Source organism: Streptomyces sp. NPDC017225 (assembly GCF_044331465.1).
Taxonomy (GTDB): domain Bacteria; phylum Actinomycetota; class Actinomycetes; order Streptomycetales; family Streptomycetaceae; genus Streptomyces.
Window position 1 is genome coordinate 1 of the sequence record NZ_JBIRNE010000015.1, and the last position, 18,633, is coordinate 18,633.

At 70.6% G+C, this 18,633-nt stretch carries 16 protein-coding genes and 2 pseudogenes; 6 read left to right on the top strand and 12 right to left on the bottom strand.

What is annotated here, in order from left to right; genetic code table 11:
• The coding region (locus ACH4NX_RS27860; protein ID WP_398129131.1) for a transposase at window positions 1-153 on the top strand (153 nt) is incomplete at its 5' end.
• A gap of 174 nt (window positions 154-327) precedes the next feature.
• Here ACH4NX_RS27860 and ACH4NX_RS27865 read toward each other — a convergent pair.
• Genes ACH4NX_RS27865 through ACH4NX_RS27890 form a run of 6 tightly spaced genes read right to left on the bottom strand, consistent with a single transcriptional unit; the run spans window position 328 to window position 6,578 of the window.
• On the bottom strand, window positions 328-1,389 hold the full coding sequence (locus ACH4NX_RS27865) for a hypothetical protein (RefSeq protein WP_398129127.1): 1,062 nt from the start codon (window positions 1,387-1,389) through the stop codon (window positions 328-330).
• Window positions 1,383-2,405, bottom strand: a complete 1,023-nt coding sequence (locus ACH4NX_RS27870; RefSeq protein ID WP_398129126.1) for a glycosyltransferase — start codon at window positions 2,403-2,405, stop codon at window positions 1,383-1,385. Before ACH4NX_RS27870 ends, ACH4NX_RS27865 begins: the two co-directional genes overlap by 7 nt.
• A 1-nt stretch (window position 2,406) precedes the next feature.
• A complete protein-coding gene (gene serS, locus ACH4NX_RS27875) occupies window positions 2,407-3,699 on the bottom strand; it encodes a serine--tRNA ligase (RefSeq protein WP_398129125.1) in 1,293 nt (430 codons plus the stop codon).
• Window positions 3,692-4,405: a histidine phosphatase family protein gene (locus ACH4NX_RS27880; protein ID WP_398129124.1), complete on the bottom strand. Its 714-nt coding sequence runs from the start codon at window positions 4,403-4,405 to the stop codon at window positions 3,692-3,694. Before ACH4NX_RS27880 ends, serS begins: the two co-directional genes overlap by 8 nt.
• Window positions 4,402-5,328, bottom strand: coding sequence for an aminoglycoside phosphotransferase family protein (locus ACH4NX_RS27885; protein ID WP_398129123.1), 927 nt, complete (start codon window positions 5,326-5,328; stop codon window positions 4,402-4,404). Before ACH4NX_RS27885 ends, ACH4NX_RS27880 begins: the two co-directional genes overlap by 4 nt.
• A complete protein-coding gene (locus tag ACH4NX_RS27890; RefSeq protein WP_398129122.1) occupies window positions 5,328-6,578 on the bottom strand; it encodes a methionine adenosyltransferase in 1,251 nt (416 codons plus the stop codon). Before ACH4NX_RS27890 ends, ACH4NX_RS27885 begins: the two co-directional genes overlap by 1 nt.
• A 267-nt stretch (window positions 6,579-6,845) precedes the next feature.
• Here ACH4NX_RS27890 and ACH4NX_RS27895 point away from each other — a divergent pair, with 267 nt between their 5' ends.
• Entirely contained in the window at window positions 6,846-8,120 is a 1,275-nt protein-coding gene (locus ACH4NX_RS27895) for a transcriptional regulator (protein ID WP_398129121.1), read from the top strand.
• Here ACH4NX_RS27895 and ACH4NX_RS27900 read toward each other — a convergent pair.
• Window positions 8,101-8,760, bottom strand: a complete 660-nt coding sequence (locus ACH4NX_RS27900; RefSeq protein ID WP_398129120.1) for an HAD family hydrolase — start codon at window positions 8,758-8,760, stop codon at window positions 8,101-8,103. The genes ACH4NX_RS27895 and ACH4NX_RS27900 overlap by 20 nt on opposite strands.
• Before the next feature lie 221 nt (window positions 8,761-8,981).
• On the opposite strand from ACH4NX_RS27900, the gene ACH4NX_RS27905 reads away from it, so the two are divergent.
• A complete protein-coding gene (locus ACH4NX_RS27905) occupies window positions 8,982-9,485 on the top strand; it encodes a hypothetical protein (RefSeq protein WP_398129119.1) in 504 nt (167 codons plus the stop codon).
• Window positions 9,486-9,996: 511 nt separating this feature from the next.
• Here the strand turns inward: ACH4NX_RS27905 and ACH4NX_RS27910 are convergent.
• Complete coding sequence (locus tag ACH4NX_RS27910; protein ID WP_351398024.1) at window positions 9,997-10,560, bottom strand: TetR/AcrR family transcriptional regulator; 564 nt, start codon at window positions 10,558-10,560, stop codon at window positions 9,997-9,999.
• A 96-nt stretch (window positions 10,561-10,656) separates the two neighbouring features.
• Between ACH4NX_RS27910 and ACH4NX_RS27915 the strand changes: the two genes are divergently transcribed.
• The gene (locus ACH4NX_RS27915; protein ID WP_351398026.1) at window positions 10,657-11,265 is read left to right on the top strand and encodes a DUF2867 domain-containing protein; all 609 of its coding nucleotides are present in this window, start codon (window positions 10,657-10,659) and stop codon (window positions 11,263-11,265) included.
• 34 nt (window positions 11,266-11,299) lie between these two features.
• Here ACH4NX_RS27915 and ACH4NX_RS27920 read toward each other — a convergent pair whose 3' ends face one another.
• Window positions 11,300-11,938, bottom strand: coding sequence for an NAD(P)H oxidoreductase (locus tag ACH4NX_RS27920; RefSeq protein ID WP_398129118.1), 639 nt, complete (start codon window positions 11,936-11,938; stop codon window positions 11,300-11,302).
• A complete protein-coding gene (locus ACH4NX_RS27925; RefSeq protein ID WP_398129117.1) occupies window positions 11,935-12,948 on the bottom strand; it encodes an NADP-dependent oxidoreductase in 1,014 nt (337 codons plus the stop codon). Before ACH4NX_RS27925 ends, ACH4NX_RS27920 begins: the two co-directional genes overlap by 4 nt.
• Before the next feature lie 186 nt (window positions 12,949-13,134).
• Between ACH4NX_RS27925 and ACH4NX_RS27930 the strand changes: the two genes are divergently transcribed.
• Together ACH4NX_RS27930 and ACH4NX_RS27935 are read left to right on the top strand one after the other, a co-directional pair.
• A complete protein-coding gene (locus ACH4NX_RS27930) occupies window positions 13,135-16,668 on the top strand; it encodes an AfsR/SARP family transcriptional regulator (protein WP_398129116.1) in 3,534 nt (1,177 codons plus the stop codon).
• A 52-nt stretch (window positions 16,669-16,720) separates the two neighbouring features.
• Entirely contained in the window at window positions 16,721-17,623 is a 903-nt protein-coding gene (locus tag ACH4NX_RS27935) for a phosphorothioated DNA-binding restriction endonuclease (protein WP_351398033.1), read from the top strand.
• A 14-nt stretch (window positions 17,624-17,637) separates the two neighbouring features.
• Here ACH4NX_RS27935 and ACH4NX_RS27940 read toward each other — a convergent pair.
• A pseudogene (locus ACH4NX_RS27940) lies at window positions 17,638-18,020 on the bottom strand (MMPL family transporter); the annotation flags it as partial.
• Window positions 17,998-18,408, bottom strand: a pseudogene (locus ACH4NX_RS27945) (LuxR C-terminal-related transcriptional regulator); the annotation flags it as partial. The pseudogenes ACH4NX_RS27940 and ACH4NX_RS27945, both read right to left, overlap by 23 nt.
• Window positions 18,409-18,633 lie beyond the last annotated feature (225 nt).

The following is an 18,633-nucleotide window of genomic DNA, read 5'->3' on the forward strand; positions in this document are numbered from 1 at the left end:
CGCCGATGGGTCATCGAACGCACCATGTCCTGGCTCACCGGCTACCGCAGACTCAACCACCGATACGAACGCCACCCCCGCAACTACCTGGCCTTCCTCGGCCTCGCCGCAGCACTCTGCTGCTACAAGCGACTCGCTCGTCTCACCACATAGGACACGGTCTAAGACCGTTGATGCATCCCCGCGCCGGTCGTATGACAGCACGCACCACCGACAGAATGTAAGACGTCGATCACCAGGAGTGATGAGTTTTCGGTCAGAAGAACCCCGCACCCCATCCGTCGCTCTTCGTTCGACCTGCGCGTTTAGCGGCTCGACCTACCAGCTTCAGCCGTTTCGAGGCTTGGGCCGAGAACGAGCGCTGCACACAACTGCTATGCCGCCAGGGCCGAGCGCGTCGCCTCCCCCTCTCTCGATGACGCGAGCAATCTCCGGCCACGGAGCGCGCAAGGCACCGAAGAGCGACCAGTAGTCGTAGACGGCTCGAACCATGGCGCTGACGCCAAGGCGGGCGGCTTCGGGATCGATGGCGCCTATGACGCGCCGTGTGATTCCGCCGGCACCCCGAGCTGCTGGGGCGATCCCGTGGCCGAGCAGGAGCGTGGCGGTACGGATGGCATCCAGCGTCGGTGGTGTCGCCATCTGTGCGAAGCGCCCAAAGATCAGGGGGTGCCAGCTCGCCCTGGTGCGCGCCCAGGCCAGGCGTTCCAGCCCAGTGCCGAGGTCAACGGCCATCCGGTCCGGGTGATCCGTGTTCCACAGGAGGACGATGTCGCCGAGGGTGAGGTCCAGGTGGCGGAAGCGCAGTGTAATGCCTTCGACCTGCCGTCGGCGCCACGGGGTGAGCGTTCCGTAGATGCTCAGGTGCCGTGCGTGGAAGCCGAGTTGGGAGAGGACGGTCAGCCAGCCATCGAGGATGGCGCCGTACTCGTCGAGACCGCCTATGGGTTGGACTCGGGAGACGTTGACGAACGAGGTCAGGAAGCCGTCCATCAACTGGCCTTCCGCGTCCCGTTGACCGGTGAAGCGGACGACCGGCTGCGGGATGAATCCGCTTCGATACGTTCGGGGTTGGCCGTCCTTGAGGACCGGGTCCAGGGCCTGGACAGCGGAGATCGTCAGTTCGGTCTCCCTGCCCCACCAGAGCGGGAGGCAGGCGTCACGTGGAGCGCCGTCCCGCGCGAAGCCGGCTTCCAGGGAGTCGAGGATCTCCCTCCACGTGGGTGATCTGCGTGGAGGCTGGTAGGGGCTGCCCCGGTGCGGGTGAAGAATCTCGATGTGGGGGCCGTCGGCGGTGAACTCCCAGTGGGGGCCTAACGCGGCGCTCAGTACGCCGGGTATCCGCTGGGCCAGGTCGCCTCCGACGGTGCCGGCGGCGCGGGTCAGCACGATCGGGCCGACATCGCCTGGAAGTGGCGCGCCGGGTCGAAGCGCTGCATTCCGATCGCCTGGACGCGCTGGTGGTCGAGGCTTTCCGCCTGTTCGATCGCGTCGGCGAGCCTTCGTGCCGCGGTCTCGTCCTCCTCCCTGGGGTCGACGACCGCGACCGCGCCCGTCTCGTCGCACAGGGCGGCGTCGGCGCAGGTTCCTTCGCGCCAGGTCAGGGCGGCCATGGGAGTGCCGGCGCGCAGGGATTCACCGAAGACCGCGGCACCGGCTTCCACGTACGTGCGGGCGTATGTGTAGACGAAGACCGAGGCGTCGGCGATGGCTGCGGTCTTGGCGGAACCGCCGAGTTCGCCGATCCACTTCACGTGGTCGGCGCTGAAGAGCCGTTCGTGGCGTCGCACGTACGCCTCGTCGAAGACGGGGCCGACGATCCGAATGCGGCGACCGAGGATCTGGGCCGCCCGCACGGCGATGTGCGGTGCCTTCTCCTCGTCGATCCGGCCGAGCCAGACGAGATCGGTGCCCGCGGTGGCCGGCGGCTCCTCCTCGTCGAGGCCGAGATGGACGGCGAGCTCAGGGATCGGCCGGTGGTCCGCGTACCGTTCGTTCATCTCGGGCGAGTAGCAGTAGAGCCGCGAGCGCTGGCCGTCGAAGGCGGTGGCGGTGTGCTGGAAGACGGGCGAGTGCTGGAAGGTGGCGACGTCGCAGTCCAGCTCGTTCCAGGTGCGTGTCCACGCGGGAAGCGACGGGTACTCGTGACCGACGACCAGGAGGTCGTACCCCGTGTCGTGCAGCTCGCGCTCGGCGAGCGATCCGGTGGAGATGTCCTCCAGGCGGACCGGCTTGCGGACCCAGTCGTGTTCCAGGTCCGTGAGCCAGCCCGGCCCGAGGAGGTGTACGTCGGCGCCTGCGGCACGGGCGCCTACGGCGACCGCCCACAGCCATCGTTCGATCCCGCCGTATCCGGCGGGTGGAAAGGCGTAGCTACCAGGGAAGTCGCAGACGCCGACGAGCACGTTATGCCTCCGGTGTTCCGTCCGCCGAGATACGGCGGAAGCCGAGATACGGGAAGAGTGATTCGGGCAGAACGATCGAGCCGTCCTGCTGCTGGCACTGCTCAAGGAGCGCGGCCAGGGTGCGGCCGACGGGCAGACCGGAGCCGTTGAGGGTGGCGACGAGCTTGGGCTTGCCGTCCTCGCCTCGGGTCCGGATGTTCGCCCGGCGGGCCTGGAAAGTGCCGAAGTTGGAGACCGAGGAGATCTCGCGGTACGTGTTCTGGCTCGGGATCCAGACCTCGAGGTCGTACGTGAGCTGGGCGGAGAAGCCGGTGTCGCCGGCGGGCAGCGTGATGACCCGGTAGGCGAGGCCGAGCTCCTTGAGGCACGCCTCGGCGTGGCCGACCATCTCCTCCAGCTCGGCGTCCGCCGTCTCCGGATCGACGATCTTGACCATCTCGACCTTGGCGAACTGGTGCTGGCGGATCAGACCGCGGGTGTCGCGGCCGTACGAGCCGGCCTCGGACCGGAAGCACGGAGTGTGCGCCGTGAACGCGAGCGGCAGCTCGGCGGGCGGGATGATCTCGTCCGCGTAGAGGTTGGTCAGCGGAACCTCGGCCGTCGGGATGAGGAAGAGCTCCCGGTCGGCGACACCGGCCTTGAACAGGTCCTCCTCGAACTTCGGGAGCTGGCCGGTGCCGGTCATGGTCTTGCGGGTGACCAGGTAGGGGACCGCGTACTCGGTGTACCCGTGCCGGCGGGTGTGGATGTCGAGGAAGAGCGTGGCCAGGGCCCGCTCCAGAGCGGCGCCGGCGCCGCGGGAGACCGCGAAGCGCGGACCGGACAGCTTCGTCGCGCGGCCGAAGTCGAGGATGCCCGTGGCCTCTCCGAGATCGACGTGGTCCTTCGGCTCGAACGAAAACGCGGGAGGCGTGCCGACGCGCCGGATCTCGATGGCGAACTCCTCGGAGTCGCCGTCAGGTGCGGAGTCGTCCGGCAGGTTTGGGATGCTCAGAAGCAGATCACGGAGCTGGGCCTCGATCTCTTCCTGCCCTGCTTCGATGTCGCGGACCTGCTCCTTGATCTCGCGGGCGCGCTCCTTCAGCTTGCTGATGTCGCCGCCCTGCTTGGCCGTCTGCTGAACCTCACTCGCCACCCGCTTGGACTCGGCCCGCAGCTCATCGGCCGAGCGGATGTTCTGGTTGCGACGAGTCTGGAGGGACTCCAGCTCGGACAGGTCCAGGGAGTAACCGCGACGAGCGAGCCGACGAACCGCTTCGGAACCCATTTCAATCAGGGCGCGGGCATCATGCATGAGGAAGATCCTTCTGATCCGGCGAGTGGTGGGATACGGGATCGACGGTAGCAACCGCGGCCCCTTCGCCGATCCGCATTACCTCCCAGCCACCGGAGCCGACCGCGTGATCGGGAACGTCAGTTTCGAGATCGTTCATCAGGGCCCCGACGAACGCCGACAACTCGTCATCGGGGATGGCGACGGGCTCGATGTACGGGGCTTCCGGGAAGAAGAGGGGCATGGCCCCGCCAGGAGTCCGTTCGCGGTGCCACAGAAGCACGGAGACCAGCAGGCCGTGGGCCACCAGGACGCGGGGGCCGGGGTGCTTCAGGGCCGCGAGCACCCCGGTGAGCATCCTGCGGATGCCCTCGCGCTGCGACTCGCTGCCGCCCGGCGGCCGCTCGCGGGCGCCGTGCCCGTCGAGCCAGACGGCGTATTCCAGGAACGGGCTTCCCTCGAATTCCCCGTATTCGAGTTCGTTCAGCCGCGGATCGGTGATCAGTTCCGGTCCGGGAACTCCCATCAGCAGGTTGGCGGTCTGCTGGGCGCGGGGGAATTCGCTGGCCAGCCACGTTTTCACGCTGTGGAGGGGGACGCTGCTCCATCCCTTGGTCAGCGACCGACGGCCGTCCTCGCTCAGGCGGATGGGCTTCGTCGGGTCGCCATTGACCAGGTAGCGCCGGCTGTAGTTCGTCTGTCCGTGGCGGAGGACGTAGGTCGTCATGATCGGTTCCTTGGGGTTGGCGCCGACAGCCACGCGAGGACGTCGGCCATCCTCGGCGCGCGCGGATCGCCGGTGGCGAGGTAGAAGAGCAGGCCGTCCAGGGCCAGGGCCCTGCACCATGGCGCGAGGACGGGCACGGGGATGCGGGAGATACGGGCGGCTGCGGCCAGGCGAGCGTCCGTGCCGTGTCCGAGGTCGTAGTACACGGTCCAGAAGGCCCAGTCGAAGGCCGCGTCGCCCACCATCGGGAGGGGATCGATCAGGCGGGGGTGGCCCAGCCAGTCGAAGAGGACGTTCTCTCGGTAGAGATCCGCGTGCAGGACGGTGGATCGAGCGGAGTCCTCCTCCAGGGCCACGAGGGTCGGGAGGGCCGCGTCGACGTGCTCCTGCCACGGGCCGACGTCGACCGATTCCAGTCGGCGCCGCACCCGGGGGCGTACCTCCTGGTGCAGGTACGTGGTCAGGGAAGGAAGGGCACGCGGCCGGCGCCGACGGCGGCCGAAGGTGTGGAGGCCCTGGAGGGCGGCGGCCACGGTCGGAAGCTCGCGAGGCGGTCGCTCACCACCACCGGGGCTCCCTCCGATCATTTCCAGGGCCGCCACGGCCAGGTCGTCCGCCGCCTCGACGACGCCTGTAGTCGGCCCGCCCGCCCACAGGCGTAAGGCGGTGACCTCGTTGCGGAACCGGGCGGGATCGGCCCACGCCTTGAGAAGCAGCGGACGCCCGTCGAAGGCTCCGGCCGTGACGACCACCGAGGCGTGTCCGGCGTCGTGGTAGCCATCGAGGGTGAGCTTCCAACGATCCGCAGCCTCCTCCAGCAGGGTGGGCACCGCATCGAGCCACCCGGAGACTTCGGGGCCGTAGTGAGTGACCAGCCGACGCCGGCATTTCGGGGAGACCTCGCCGAGCATCCGCTTCTTCATCAGCTCAGCACGATCCCGTCGGAGACCAGCTCGTCGGTGAGCGCCGGAAACGCGCCCAGCGCCTCCGCCACCAGCGCCTGCACCTTGTCCACTTCGGCGTCCGGGGACGACAGACGAACGAGGACACGCCACGGCTGGTCGAGGCGCTGCCCGGTGGTGCTCACCAGGTGGACCTCGGCGTGCCCTCCCGTCGCCTCGTGGAGCCGCTGGGCGAGCCGTCGTGCGGCGATGTTGTAGAGCTTGCCCACGTGGTAGACGGGGTTCTTACCGTTGGCGCCCTCCAGGTTCATCGGCCGCAGGGGCGTGATGAGCCCGTTGACGCGATTGCCGCGGCCGACGACGCCCTCGTCGCCGGATTCGATCGAGCTCCCGGTGTAGGTGAGGTACAGCTCGTCCTTATCCGGCACGTCGCGCGCGTTGAGCCGGAAGCTCGCCTCGGCACCGGGCAGGTGGAGGCCGGCGAGCCGGTAGCACTCGTCCAGAACGCTCTCGGTGTTCTGGACGTACTCCGCACGGCTCGCGACGAGCCGCGACTTCTGCGGCACACAGAGCACGACATCCGCCCGCTCCCCGTCCCAGTAGCCCATGAGCTTCACGTCCGATCCACACCAGGCGTGGGAGAGGGTGAAGTCGCTCTCCCCGGAGAAGTGGTCGACCAGATCCCGCGCGAAGGACTCGAAGACGTTCTCCGGCGCCCAGCCGGTGCCCAGCGACGTGTCGTTGGAGAGCCGCACCCGCCGCTCCCGCAGGTCGTCGATCGACCGCGGGTTGAACCATCGCGTCCGGTCGGGCACCTCGTCGCCCGTGAGGACGGCACCGGGGCTGGAGTTGCTGGTGATGTTGAAGGTGATGTCGAGGTGGTCGGAGACCTCGGGGAGCCGGCGGGCGAAGAACGCCCGCACCTCGGCCTCCACGATCTCCTCGACGGGGATCCGCTCACCGCCGCACATGGGCGCGGCACGGCCGTTGACGAGCACCCGGACCGGGGCGGTCATGCGGCCGGCGCCGTACCGGACCTCACTCGCGCCGCCCAAGAGGGCGAGCTTGTCGAAGTTGTGGTGCAGGACCGCGCCGAAGTGCTGCACGGTGTAGGCGCTGTACGCGCGGGACAGTCGCTCGGCCAGCTGATCGGCGAGGGTGTCCGGATGGCCGAGGCCCTTGCGCTCCACGATGGTCGTGGCGTCCGGGGCGGACCCGCCCGTCTCGATGACGAGGTGGCTGTTGTCGATGGTCGTGCTCGTGCGAAGCATCACGAACTCCCGTTCAGGATGGACAGAAGGGGATGAGCGCAGGCGCAGAACGCCTGGACGAGCGGTAAGTGCCGTGTGTGGTGACGAGGCCGATGTCCTCGGTCCGTGGATGCCATCTTCCTGGCCCTCCAGGTCCTATTCGAGGGCTCCGACAGGCCATCAAGAGGACTTTCACAGGGCTTTGTTGGGCGTCCGTGGATGATTTTGCGCCGCGACAGGGACATCGCATGTCACTCTCTGACGAGAACTCGTCCCCGGAGGAGATCCATGTCCCGTCCCGCAGGCAACACCCGACTCAAGTCCGCCCGCCTGGCGGCCGGATACAACTCACAACAGGCTCTGGCCGACGCCATCACCAAGACGGCACCCAAGCTGGGCATCAGGGGGCTCGCTGTTGGCGTGCGTCAGATCCGACGCTGGGAGTCCGCCACACCGCCCTGGCCTCAGCCTGACGTCCACCGAGTTCTGACCCACCTCCTGGGCCAGAGCATGGAGGACTTGGGATTCACCCCACCCTGGGGAAATGAGAGCCGCCACGCGGGCTCGACGGTCCGCAACACCCCGCATGCGCCTCTGAAGGGAGCGCGGCTAGCTAACGTCCCCGCCCAGGTCGGCCCCGCAACGCAGCCAGTCACAGTGGGCAAGGACTTCGAGGCCGTCACTCGTTCTCACCGGCACCTCTACTGGTCCGTAGCGCCCGCCGTGCTGCACCCGGCAGTGCTGGAGCACGCCCGTCTGGGATGCGCTCTCCTGCCGGAGACGGCGAACCCTGCTCGCCAGACCCTGGCCGGCGCCCTTGCCGAGTCCTATCTACTGGCCGGGCGCATCGAGTTCTTCGACCTGCGCCAGCCCGACCAAGCCTCGGAAACCCTCTTGCGTGCCCTGCAAGCGGCGGGCGAAGCCGACGACCCCCTCCTGGGATCGGCCATCCTCGCGCACATGGCGTTTATCCCCGGCTGGACCGATGACCGGGAAGCGGCGATCGAGCGCATGATGGCCGCCCGCACCTACGCTCGACGCGGAGACGCCTCCGTGGAGCACTGGGCATGGCTGGATGCAGTCGAGGCGGAATGCGAGACCCGATGCGGCGACCCTCGCGCTGCGCTCCGCCTGATCGGACACGCCGAGGACGCCCTTTCCGCGGGCTCCGAGCACCCCACCCCTGAGTGGCTGGACTGGTTCAGCCCCGTGCGCCTGTCCGCGTTCAAAGGGAACACGCAGCTGAAGGCCGGCCACATGCCACAAGCCCGCCAGACTCTTCAGGAGGTTCTCAACGACCTGCCGCCCGAGTCGGACAAGCAGCGCACCGTCGTCCTCGGTGATCTCGCCGCAGTCGAAGCCGCGGACGGCCACCCAGAGGCGGCATGCCGGTACGCCGTACAAGCCCTCGACCAGCTCGCCATCACTTGGTACGCCACGGGCATGGAGCGTATCCGCGAGGTCCGACGCACGCTCGCCTCATGGCAGAACGAGCAGTGCGTCCGAGACCTCGACGATCGTCTCTACGACTGGGGAACGACTGTCAGCGCTCTCCAGCGTTGAACTTGGCGATCTTCTCAGGCAGCTCCGCGAGCGAGTCGATGCGCATCGTGGTGATCGAGTCTGCATCCGGGGCACGCTGCTGAATCGTGCCCCAGGGCCCACGCCGAATCAGAGCTGTCAGAAGCCCGGCCTGCACGGCCGGACGGATGTCGTTGTCGAGCCGGTCCCCGACGTACAGGATCTCGCCCGGCTCGGCAGGCGTCGCCTCAATGACGTGCTCGAAGAACTTCACGTCCGGCTTCGACGCCCCCCAGTCGTCACTGGTGGCGATCAGGTCGGACGGAAGGTCCAGCCCGCGGAGTAGGCCGCCCGCACGCACGGTCTGGTTCCCGGCGATGCCCACCCACAGGCCGGCCTCCCGCAGCGCGGCCAGCGTGGGTCGCACGTCGGCGTAGAGGTCGTCCTCGCCGAACCATTCCGGCTTCCCGGCCGCCGCGCGCTTTTCGCGCTCTTCGGTCAGGTCGAACCCCGGCCGGAACTCCTGGAAGGTCTCGCGGTAGTCGCGCCCCTGCGCGATGACCGCCCCGAACATCGCCGCGAAGGTATGCCGCGGCACCTCCAGCCAGTCCGCCCAGGTCCCGTACTCCCGGGTCTCGTCGACAAGACACTCACCCACGTCGAACACCACCGCACGAATCATGCTCCGCAGGTTAGACGGTGCGGCGCGGGGAGTAGGCAGCCCTGTCGGATTGCGGCTGAATCCCTACCCCGCCCGAGCCCAAGTCGACACCAACGCGTGGCGGGAGCCGGGGTGGATCACTGGGGCGCCGCAAGTGTGGCGGCCGGTCGGCACGGTCGACCGAAGCGGGCGCATTTCTGCTCGAACCCTGGGGGGAGCCATCCACCGCTCAGCAGACGAGGATGCGCGGGAAACGCGGTGATGGCGGCGACAGCGAAGGCGAGGGACGCCCATGGTGTGTGCACCATCGTCGTCACCTGCTGGCCGCGAGTATTGACGAAGCTCGCCTGGAACGTAGCAACGCTCACGAGGTCAATCGTGCTGAGGGCCTTCCAATCAAGGTCAAGCCCGATCGTGCTGCTCGCAAAGTGCAGCTTCTGACGGGTGATCGTCACCTCTCCCGGGCCATCGACCACCCATCGCGGTTGGGCGTCATGCGCCGCCTGGCGCCGCCTGGCAGAGTTGCCGACAGCGGAACCCACAAGACTCCCGATGACGAATGCGGGATTGCCGACGGCAACCACATTGTTGTGCTGGTAGCGCCCGTTGCCCAGGGCTCGCCAGGTCGAACGCTGACCGGGACCGACAGCAAGGGCACGGTCGCCACGCTCCAGTCGCGCTGTCGTGGCGATCAATGGACGGCGAGCCAGACCGCCTGTAAGGAGATCCGCGACGATCTCGCATGAGTGCCACAGATGGTCGTCCAGGGACGACCACACTGGAGGGTTCACGTGCCCTGGTGGTGGCGCGAAGGGGTTGGCCTCTGTCACTCTGGGGGTCCGTTTTCCGAGGACGCTTGATCACTTAGCGCGATCGAGTGTACCCAGAGGGCTCCTCAGTCGGCAGAGACTTTACGGATCTTGCCACCGTGGCTGATCCTCGCGTTCGGCGGTACGAGAGAGGCAGAAGGCACACATCCTCTTGGTCGCTACCGGCAGCGATGGGGCCGCCGCACCACCCGTTCTGGTCTCAGTCCTGGTCTCATTCGCCCTCGTCCGGCCCCGTCCGGACAGGGTCACCCTGAACGCTCCGCCGCAGGTCAGGACGGCCCTGTCCCCCGCCGGACCCCCGTACGAACATTTGGAAAGCGTGTTGGGGGCAACCCCTCACGAGTTCGAATCTCGTATCCTCCGCCAGTGCCTCACCGGGCACGAAGTCGAAGGGCCCCACCGCTTGCGGTGGGGCCCTTCGACTTGTTCAGCCCGGGCTCAGCAACCGGTCCCTGACCGCGGCGAGGACTTCCGCGCGGTCGCGGGGGCCGTTGTCGGCCGCGATGAGGTGGTCGCCGACGCGCAGCGAGAAGGTGATCAGGCAGCGGGCCTCGACATCGCCCTCGTCGGAGCAGAAGGCCCCGAAGAGCCGGCGCAGGTAGTCCATGCGGCGGTTGTCGGCCCTGCGGAGGCGCCGCGCGACGCCTTCGTCGCGCCGGGCCCAGTCGCGGATCGCGAGTTCGACCCCTGCGCCGGTCAGGGGCGCGCCGCCCGACCCCACGAAGTCGAAGAGCCGCCCGAGCCGCTCGCGGGCGTCGCCCCCGTCACGCTCGACGCGGTCGATGACGCCCTCGGTGACCCCGCGTTCCCAGGTGTCGAGCATCTCCTCCAGCAGGGCGGCGCGGTTGCGGAAGTAGCCGTAGAAACCGCCCTTGCTGACGCCGAGCGCCTGAGCGAGGACCTCGACCCGGACAGCCTCGGGGCCGCCGCCGGCGAGTGTCCGGAGTCCCTCCTCGATCCACTTGTCCCGCGGCGTACGGATCGCGCCCATGCCGTGTCTCTCCTCACATGCCCTCGATCGATATACGGAGGCGTACAGATCAGTCTATGGTCGTTCTATACGCCACCGTATAGACAGGAAGCTGCCATGAGTGATCTGCGCCTTCCCCCGGCCGAGCACACGTCCCGCCCCTGGCGGATCCACGAGATGGCCGGCGATTTCCGGCTCGAGGACGTGTGGGCGCTGCCGACGCCGGGCGGTCCGGACGACCTGCGCCATCTGGTCGAGCAGATGGCGGGCGGCGAGGACGGTCCGGACGGCGGCAACCCCGTGGGCCGCTTCCTCTTCGCGGTGCGCTGGAAACTCGGCGCGCTGCTCGGCTGGGACAAGCCGGACACGGGCCTCGGCGGCCGGGTGACGACGCTGCGCGACCGGCTGCCGGACGACCTGCGCGAGGGGCCACGGGGGCCCGACCTCAGCTCGGTGCCCTTCACCTCGGTCTTCCAGACCAACGACGAGTGGGCCGCCGAGTGCGCCAACAAGACGATGCACGGGGTGCTGCACATCGGCTGGGTCCCCGACGGGAACGGCGGCTTCCGCGGCCACCTGGCCGTCCTGGTGAAGCCCAACGGCCGTCTCGGCTCCCTGTACATGCTCGGCATCAAGCCCTTCCGGTACCTGGGGGTGTACCCGGCCCTGATGCGATCGATCGGCCGGGAGTGGCGGGAGAACGCGGAGCGCCGAGCGGCGCACTGACGCCTTCGCGGCCCGGCGGCCCTCCGGTCCCGGGCTACGCGGCCTTCGCGAGGAACGTTTCCAACCCCGACTGCGCGGAGGTGAAAGCCGCCTCGCCCGCGTTGAGGGAGTCGTACACCAGGTGCACCGCCGCGTCCTCGATGCCGCAGAAGTTGGAGATCCCGGCCCGCAGGGTGCGCGTGACCGGGCCCTCCCAGTCCAGTTCGGCGAACTGGCCGCGGGTGTAGCTGACCAGGCTGATCCAGAGCATCCGCTTGTCGCGCAGGCGGGCCCGGGCACTGCCGTAGGCGAAGCCGTGGTTCCAGACGCGGTCGATCCAGCCTTTGAGGATGGCCGGCGGGCCGAACCACCAGAGGGGGAAGACCACGACGATCGTGTCGGCGGCGGCGACGCGTCGCATGTGCGCGCGTACCTCCGGCGAGTACTCCTTGCCGGGGTCGGCCCAGTCCGGCTCGTCCTCCGGGGTCATCCGGGGGTCGAATCCCTCGGCGTGCAGGTCGAGCACGTCGACGGTGAAGCCGTCCGCCGTGAGCCGGGCGTGCGCACGGTGAGCGAGCTGGGCGGTCAGGGAGTCCGGGCGGGGGTGGGCGTGGACCAGGAGGGCGTGTCCGCCGGGGGGCGGAGGAGTGGTGGCGGGCGAGGGGCGAGAGGTGGTCGCGTTCCCGTACGTCATCGGGTCTCTCCCAGCCGGACCAGCATCTTGCCCGTGTTCGCGCCGCGCATCATGCCCAGGAAGGCGTCCGGCGCCCGTTCGATGCCCTCCTCGACGGTCACCTCGGTGCGCAGGGTGCCGTCGGCGAGCCAGGACGCGGCCTTGGGGATCCATTCGGCGAAGAGGTCGAGGTGGTTGGTGACGAGCATTCCCCGCAGCGTCACCTCCTTGGCGGCCGCCGTGAAGAGGTTGCCGGGGCCCGGCACGGCACCGGTGGCGTTGTAGCCGCTGATCGCGCCGACCATAGCGATCCTGCCGCCCGGACGCATGGCGTCGATGGCCGCCTCGAGGTGGTCGCCGGCCACGGCGTCCAGGTAGACGTCGAGTCCCCCGGGGGCGGCCTTGGCCAACTGCTCGGCGAGCGACCCCTGGCGGTAGTCGATCGCCGCGTCGTAACCGAAGTCGTCGATGAGCTTCCTGGTCTTGTGCGGGCCGCCCGCCGAGCCGATCACCCGGGACGCGCCCAGCTTCCTGGCCAGTTGTCCGGCGACGCTGCCGACCGCGCCCGCCGCGGCGGAGACGAACACGACGTCGCCCTCCCGCACCGGCGCGGTCCGGGTCAGCGCGGCGTAGGCGCTCAGTCCCGTGGTGCCCAGCGGGCCGAGGAACGCCTCCGCGGGGGCGAGCGACGTGTCGACGACGGTGGCCGACGCCGCGTCCAGGACGGCGTACTCCCGCCAGCCCTGGAAGTGCGTGACGGTTGCCCCGACCGGGACGGACTCGGCGCGGGAAGCGACCACTTCACCCACCGCGCTGCCCTCCAGAGCGGTGCCGAGGGCGAAGGGCGGGATGTAGGACGGTACGTCGTCCATCCGGCCGCGCATGTACGGGTCCACCGACATCCAGGTGTTGCGGACCAGTACCTGCCCCTCGGCGGGCGACGACACGTCGACGGTCGCGAACTCGAAGTTCGCCGGGCCGGGTTCGCCGACGGGACGGGCGGCGAGGCGGATCTCGCGGGAGGTGGTCATGGTGTGTCCTTTCGGTGCGTGCCGGTACGTGGCTGTACAGACCGGTGCGTGGGGCGGACGCGGAGGCCGCGTCGGTGACTCACCGGAACACCGTGCACGGGCCCGCGCACGGGAGGCTGACGCTCCACGCACGGCCGCCGACCGGGCGCGAGCCGTTGTCGGCGGGCCACGCATTACCGTGGCGGCATGCGTTTCGAGGTACTGGGGCCACTGACGGTGCGCACCGACGACGGGGACCCGGTGCCTGTGACCGAACCCAAGGTCCGTGCGCTGCTCGCCGATCTGCTGGTGCACCACGGGCGTCCGGTACCGGTGGACCGGTTGATCGACGATCTCTGGGGCGAGGCGGTACCCGGCAACCCCGTCAACTCCCTGCAGACCAAGGTCTCCCAACTGCGGCGCACCCTGGCGGGGGCCGAGTCCGGCGCCCGCGCGCTGGTGGAGTACGGCCCGGCGGGCTACGCGCTGCGGGTGGCGGCGGACGCGGTGGACTCCGGCCGGTTCGGGCGGCTCACAGCGCGTGCGCGGGAGGAGACCGACCCGCGGACGAAGGCGTCGTTACTGTCGCAGGCGCTGGGGCTGTGGCGCGGTGCGGCATTCTCCGAGTTCCGCGACTCGGGGTTCGCGCAGGCCGCGATCGCCGGTCTGGACGAACAGCGGCTCACCGCGCGGGAGGAGCTCGCCGAGCTGCGGCTGGAGACCGTGGGACGCGCCGGCCACTCCGCCCTCGCCGACGAGCTGGGCCTGCTCACTGGCGAACATCCGCTGCGGCAACGGCTGCGCGCCGCCCACATGCGGGCCCTCTACCTCGCCGGGCGGCAGAGCGAGGCACTGGCCGCCTACCGCGACCTGGAGCGGCGCTACGCCGATGAGCTGGGCATCGACCCGAGCGCCGACGTCACCGAACTGCACCAGGCGATGCTCCGGCAGGACCCTGGGCTCGTTCCTGGTCCCTGCCTCGGTTCCGGCTCTGGTCCTGGTCGCGGCCTCGCCCCCGGTCCTGTCCGTGGTCCTGGCCCTGGTGCCGGCTCTGTCCCCGGCCCCGCCGCTCCGGTCGGCGGAGTGCCGCGTACGAACCTGCCCACGCCGGTGAGTTCACTGGTCGGGCGCGAGGAAACGGTCACGCGGTTGTGCGCCCTGCTGGAGCACGGCCGCCTCGTCACGCTCACCGGGCCCGGTGGCGTCGGCAAGACCCGGCTGGCCCTGGAGGCTGCGGCTCGGCTGACGGAACGGGGACCCGGCGCCCACCCCGACGGCGTCTGGTTCGTGGAGCTCGCGGGAGCGACGGCCGAGGTGGCGGAAACAGTGGCCGCCGCGCTCGGCATACGCGACGACGCCGCACAGGAACTCGGCTTCGACACCCCCGGGAACACGGACGACCCGGTCCTGCGCCTGCTCGTCGAGGCGCTGCGCCCGCGCCGGATGCTCCTCGTCCTCGACAACTGCGAGCACGTCGTCGGACCGGTCGCCGCGCTGGCCGCACACCTCCTGCGCCGGGCGCCCGGCGTACGCGTCCTCGCCACCAGCCAGGAACCGCTCGCCCTCTCCGGCGAGGTCCTCCACGCCGTCGCGCCGCTGGCAGAGGCCGAGGCCGTGGAGCTCTTCGCCGCGCGGGCCGCGGCCGCGGCCCCCGGTTTCGTCCTGGGGCCGGAAAACACCGAGGCCGTCGCTCTCGTCTGCCGGCGCCTCGACGGCATCCCCCTCGCCCTCGAACTGGCCGCGCCCCGCGTACGGGCGCTCGGCGTGCACGCCCTGGCCGACCGCCTGCACGACCGTTTCCGGCTGCTGGGCCAGGTACGCCGGGACGCCCCGGCACGGCAGCGGACCCTGCGCGCGATGATCGACTGGAGCTGGGAACCGCTGTCCCCGGCCGAGCGCACGGTCCTGCGCCGGCTGTCCGTGTTCGCCGGCGGGTTCACGCTGGAGTCCGCGGAGGCGGTCTGTGCCGTGGGGGACGCGCCCGAGGGGGACGAGACGAAGGAGAGGGAGAGGGAGACAGAGAGGGAGACAGAGGGGAGGGACATACCGGAAGGGGACGTTCGGGCCGAGGAGGTACTCGACATCGTCACCCGGCTCGTGGACCGTTCCCTGCTCGTACCGGCGTACGCCACCGACCGGGACGACGGCACCCGCTACCGGATGCTCGAATCGGTGGCCGCCTACGGGCTGGACCGGCTCGCGGACGCCGGCGAGACCCAGGACGTACGACACCGGCACGCCCTCCACTTCGCCGGCCTCGCCGCGCACGCGGAACCGCTGCTGTACGGCCGCGACCAGCGCCGCCTGCTGCACCGCCTCGACAGCGAGACGCTCAACCTGCGGGCCGCACTCGACCACGCCGCGGTGGACGGCTCCCCCGGTCTCGGGCTGCGGATGGCCAACTCGCTGACCTGGTACTGGTATCTGCGTGGCCGGATGGGCGAGGCCGTCAGGTCCCTGGGCCGGGCGTTGGAGTACGCGCACTCTGCGGGGGGCGGCGCCGTCCAGGACCCCGTCCAGGCCGCGGCCCGGGTGCGCCGTGCCGCGCTCTCGCTGCTGACCGGGGACGACTCCTGGCTCGGCGAGTCCTTCGACGGCGCCGACGCACGAGGCCGGTGGCTGCTGGTCTTCGCGCGGTGCGGCTTCCTGGACCGCTCCGAGGAGAGCCTCGCCACCGGAACGACCGACGGAACGGCAGAAGGAGCGAGAGGCGGTACAGCCGGAACAGCCCGCACGATCACCGATGAGTTCCGCGGGCTCGGTGACCGCTGGGGTGAGGCCGCCGCGCTCGGCACCCGCGCCACCCAGGCGCTGTACCAGGGGGACCTGGATGCGGTTCGGCGGTACGCGGAGCAGAGCGCGGCCCTCTTCACCGGACTCGGAGACCGGTGGGGCCGGCTCCAGGCATCGGAGCTGCTGGGCGTCATCGCCGAGGTCTGCGGGGGCTACGGGGCCGCAGCCCGCCTGCACCAGGACGGCGTACGGGGCGCGGAGGAGCTCCAACTGTGGTCGCACATGTCGTTCCGGCTGTCCAGGCTGGGGCGTATCGCGCTGCTGACCGGCGACTACGCGCGAGCCGCGGAACTCCACGAGCGCGCCAGGCGCCTCGCGGCCGAGCAGTCGCACCGGTCCGCGGAACAGTTCGCGGAGACCGGACTGGCCCTCGGCGCCCGTCGGAGCGGTGACCCGGACACCGCCGAGGCCCTGCTGACCCCCTGGCTGGAGTGGAACCGCCGCCTCGGCGTGGACTCCGGAGCCGCACTGGTCCTGGCACAACTCGGCTACGTCGCCGAGCAGCGGGGCGACGCTCGGCGCGCCGAGGCACTCCACCGGGACGGGCTCACGGCGGCTCTCCGCACCCGCGACCCCCGCGCCGTGGCCCTCGCGATGGAGGGGCTGGCCGGCGCGCGATCGGCCACGCCTCGGCCCGGAGCCGACGCGGCCCGGTTCGACTCCCACGGGTATCAGCCCGACCCCGCCGCGTCCCGGCCCGACCCCGCCGCGTCCCCGTACGAGCAAGCCGCGTCCCTGCTCGGCACGGCGGCCGCCCTCCGTGACTCGGCCGGCGCGCCGCTGCCCCGGGCCGAACGGATCGATGTCGACCGGGCGGCCGGCCGGGCACGCGCTGTCCTGGGCGAGGCAGCCTTCACGGCCGCTCACGCCCGCGGCCGGGCCCTCACCGCACAGGACCAGGTACGCCTCCTCGGCCCGTCGCCCGACCCCTGCGACGACCGCGCCTGAGCCCCGCCCTGGCGGGACCGCGCCCCACAACGGGTCGCTACCATCGCCCGTCATGGACTGGCTGGAGCGCGCCGCGAAACTGAGGCAGTGGAGCAGGGGCGGTACACGTGCTCCGCACAAGCCGCTGCTCCTTCTCTACGCGCTCGGCCGGTATCAGCGGGACGCCGACGGGGAACTGCGCTACAGCGCGGTGGAGGAGGACCTGAAGCGGCTGCTGACCGAGTACGGCCCGCCGCACGGCACGACGCCCGCCTATCCCTTTCACCACCTGGTCGGTGACGGGGTGTGGGAGGTGCGCACCGACCGTGGACCCGGAAGCCCCGGAAGCCGGGTGGGGGAGCTGCGGGCGTCGGGGGCCGCGGGGCGGCTGGCGCCGGAGTTGCGGGCCGCGTTGCGGCGGGAGCCGTCACTGCTCGACCGGATGGCCGGGGTGCTGCTGGACCAGCACTTCCCGCCCTCGCTCCACGACGAGTTGTGCGAAGCGGTCGGTCTCCGGGCCCGGGCGACTCCGGTCGCGCCACTCGTCGCCGGACGCCGGCAGCGGGACCGGCGGATGCGGGAGCTGGTGCTGACGGCCTACGAGTACCGGTGCGCCTTCTGCGGCTACGACGGCCGGATCGGGGCGGTGCCGGTCGGGCTGGAGGCCGCGCACGTGCGCTGGTGGGCGTTCGACGGCCCGGACGACGTCGACAACGGACTGTGCCTGTGCTCGCTGCACCACAAGCTCTTCGACAAGGGCGTCCTCGGCGTCGGGGACGGGCACCGCGTCCTGGTCTCGCAGCGCTTCGTCGGTCACAGCCCCGCCGCCCGCGACCACGTCACCGCGCTCGCGGGCCGACCGCTGACCGGGCCCCAGCCGGGTGCCAGTCCCGTCGCCGCCGGTCACCGGGCCTGGCACGCGGCCAACGTCTTCCACGGCAGCCCCCGGCCGGCTGCCACCGCCGGTACCGCCTGACCCCGCTCACCCGGTCAGTCGGCGGGCCCGGCCGGCTTCAGTGTGACCCTCGGCAGCCGCCGGGCCGCCGGGGCCGGGAGCCGCCAGGCGTGGCGGCCCAGGAGGTGCATCACCGCCGGGACGACGAGGCAGCGGATCACCACGGCGTCCAGCAGGATCGCCGTCGCGGGACCGAGGCCGAACTGCTGGAGCATACGGCTCGGACTGAGGACGAAGGCCGCGAAGACGACGACCATGACGGCCGCGGCTGCCGTGATGACCCGGCCGGTCGCGGCCAGGCCCTCACGGACGGCGAGGGCGGCGTCGCGGATGCGTTCCCACTCCTCGTGGATGCGGGAGACCAGGAAGACCTCGAGTCCATGGAGAGTCCGAAGACGATCGCGAAGACCATGCTTGGTCATGATGCGGCCGACGCGGGTCTTGGTGGCCGGGCTGAGGACGAGGCGGGCGGCGATCTCGTCGTTGGTCAGGCCGGCCGCGACCAGGGACATGACCTCGTGCTCGCGGTCGGTGAGGGCGTTCAGCAGCGGGCCGGGCTCGGGTGCGCGCACGCGGCCGGCGAACTCGGCGATCAGACGGCGCGTCGTGGAGGGGCTGATCAGCGCGTCGCCGCGGGCGGCGACCCGGACGCCGTGCACCAGTTCCTCCGGCTCGGTGTCCTTGACCAGGAAGCCGGTGGCACCCGCGCGCAGGGCGCCGTACACGTAGTCGCCGAGGTCGAAGGTGGTCAGGATGACCACGCGTACGTCGTTCAGGCGCGGGCCGGCGGCGATGTCCCGGGCCGCCCTCGGCCGACCGCTCACGCCTCTGCTGCTCACCGTGGTCATCAGCCTGACCTGGATTCTCGTCGTCGGGCTCGGCCGGGTGCGCGAGCCGTTGCTGACAGCGGTGGCCGCGGGGGTGGCGTACACGCTGGGCGGTCCTGGTCCTCGGCGGGGTCCTGTCCCCCGTACTCACGGGGGAGTTGCGGGGTCCTCTGGCGCGACCGCGGACGATCCTGCCGATGCTCC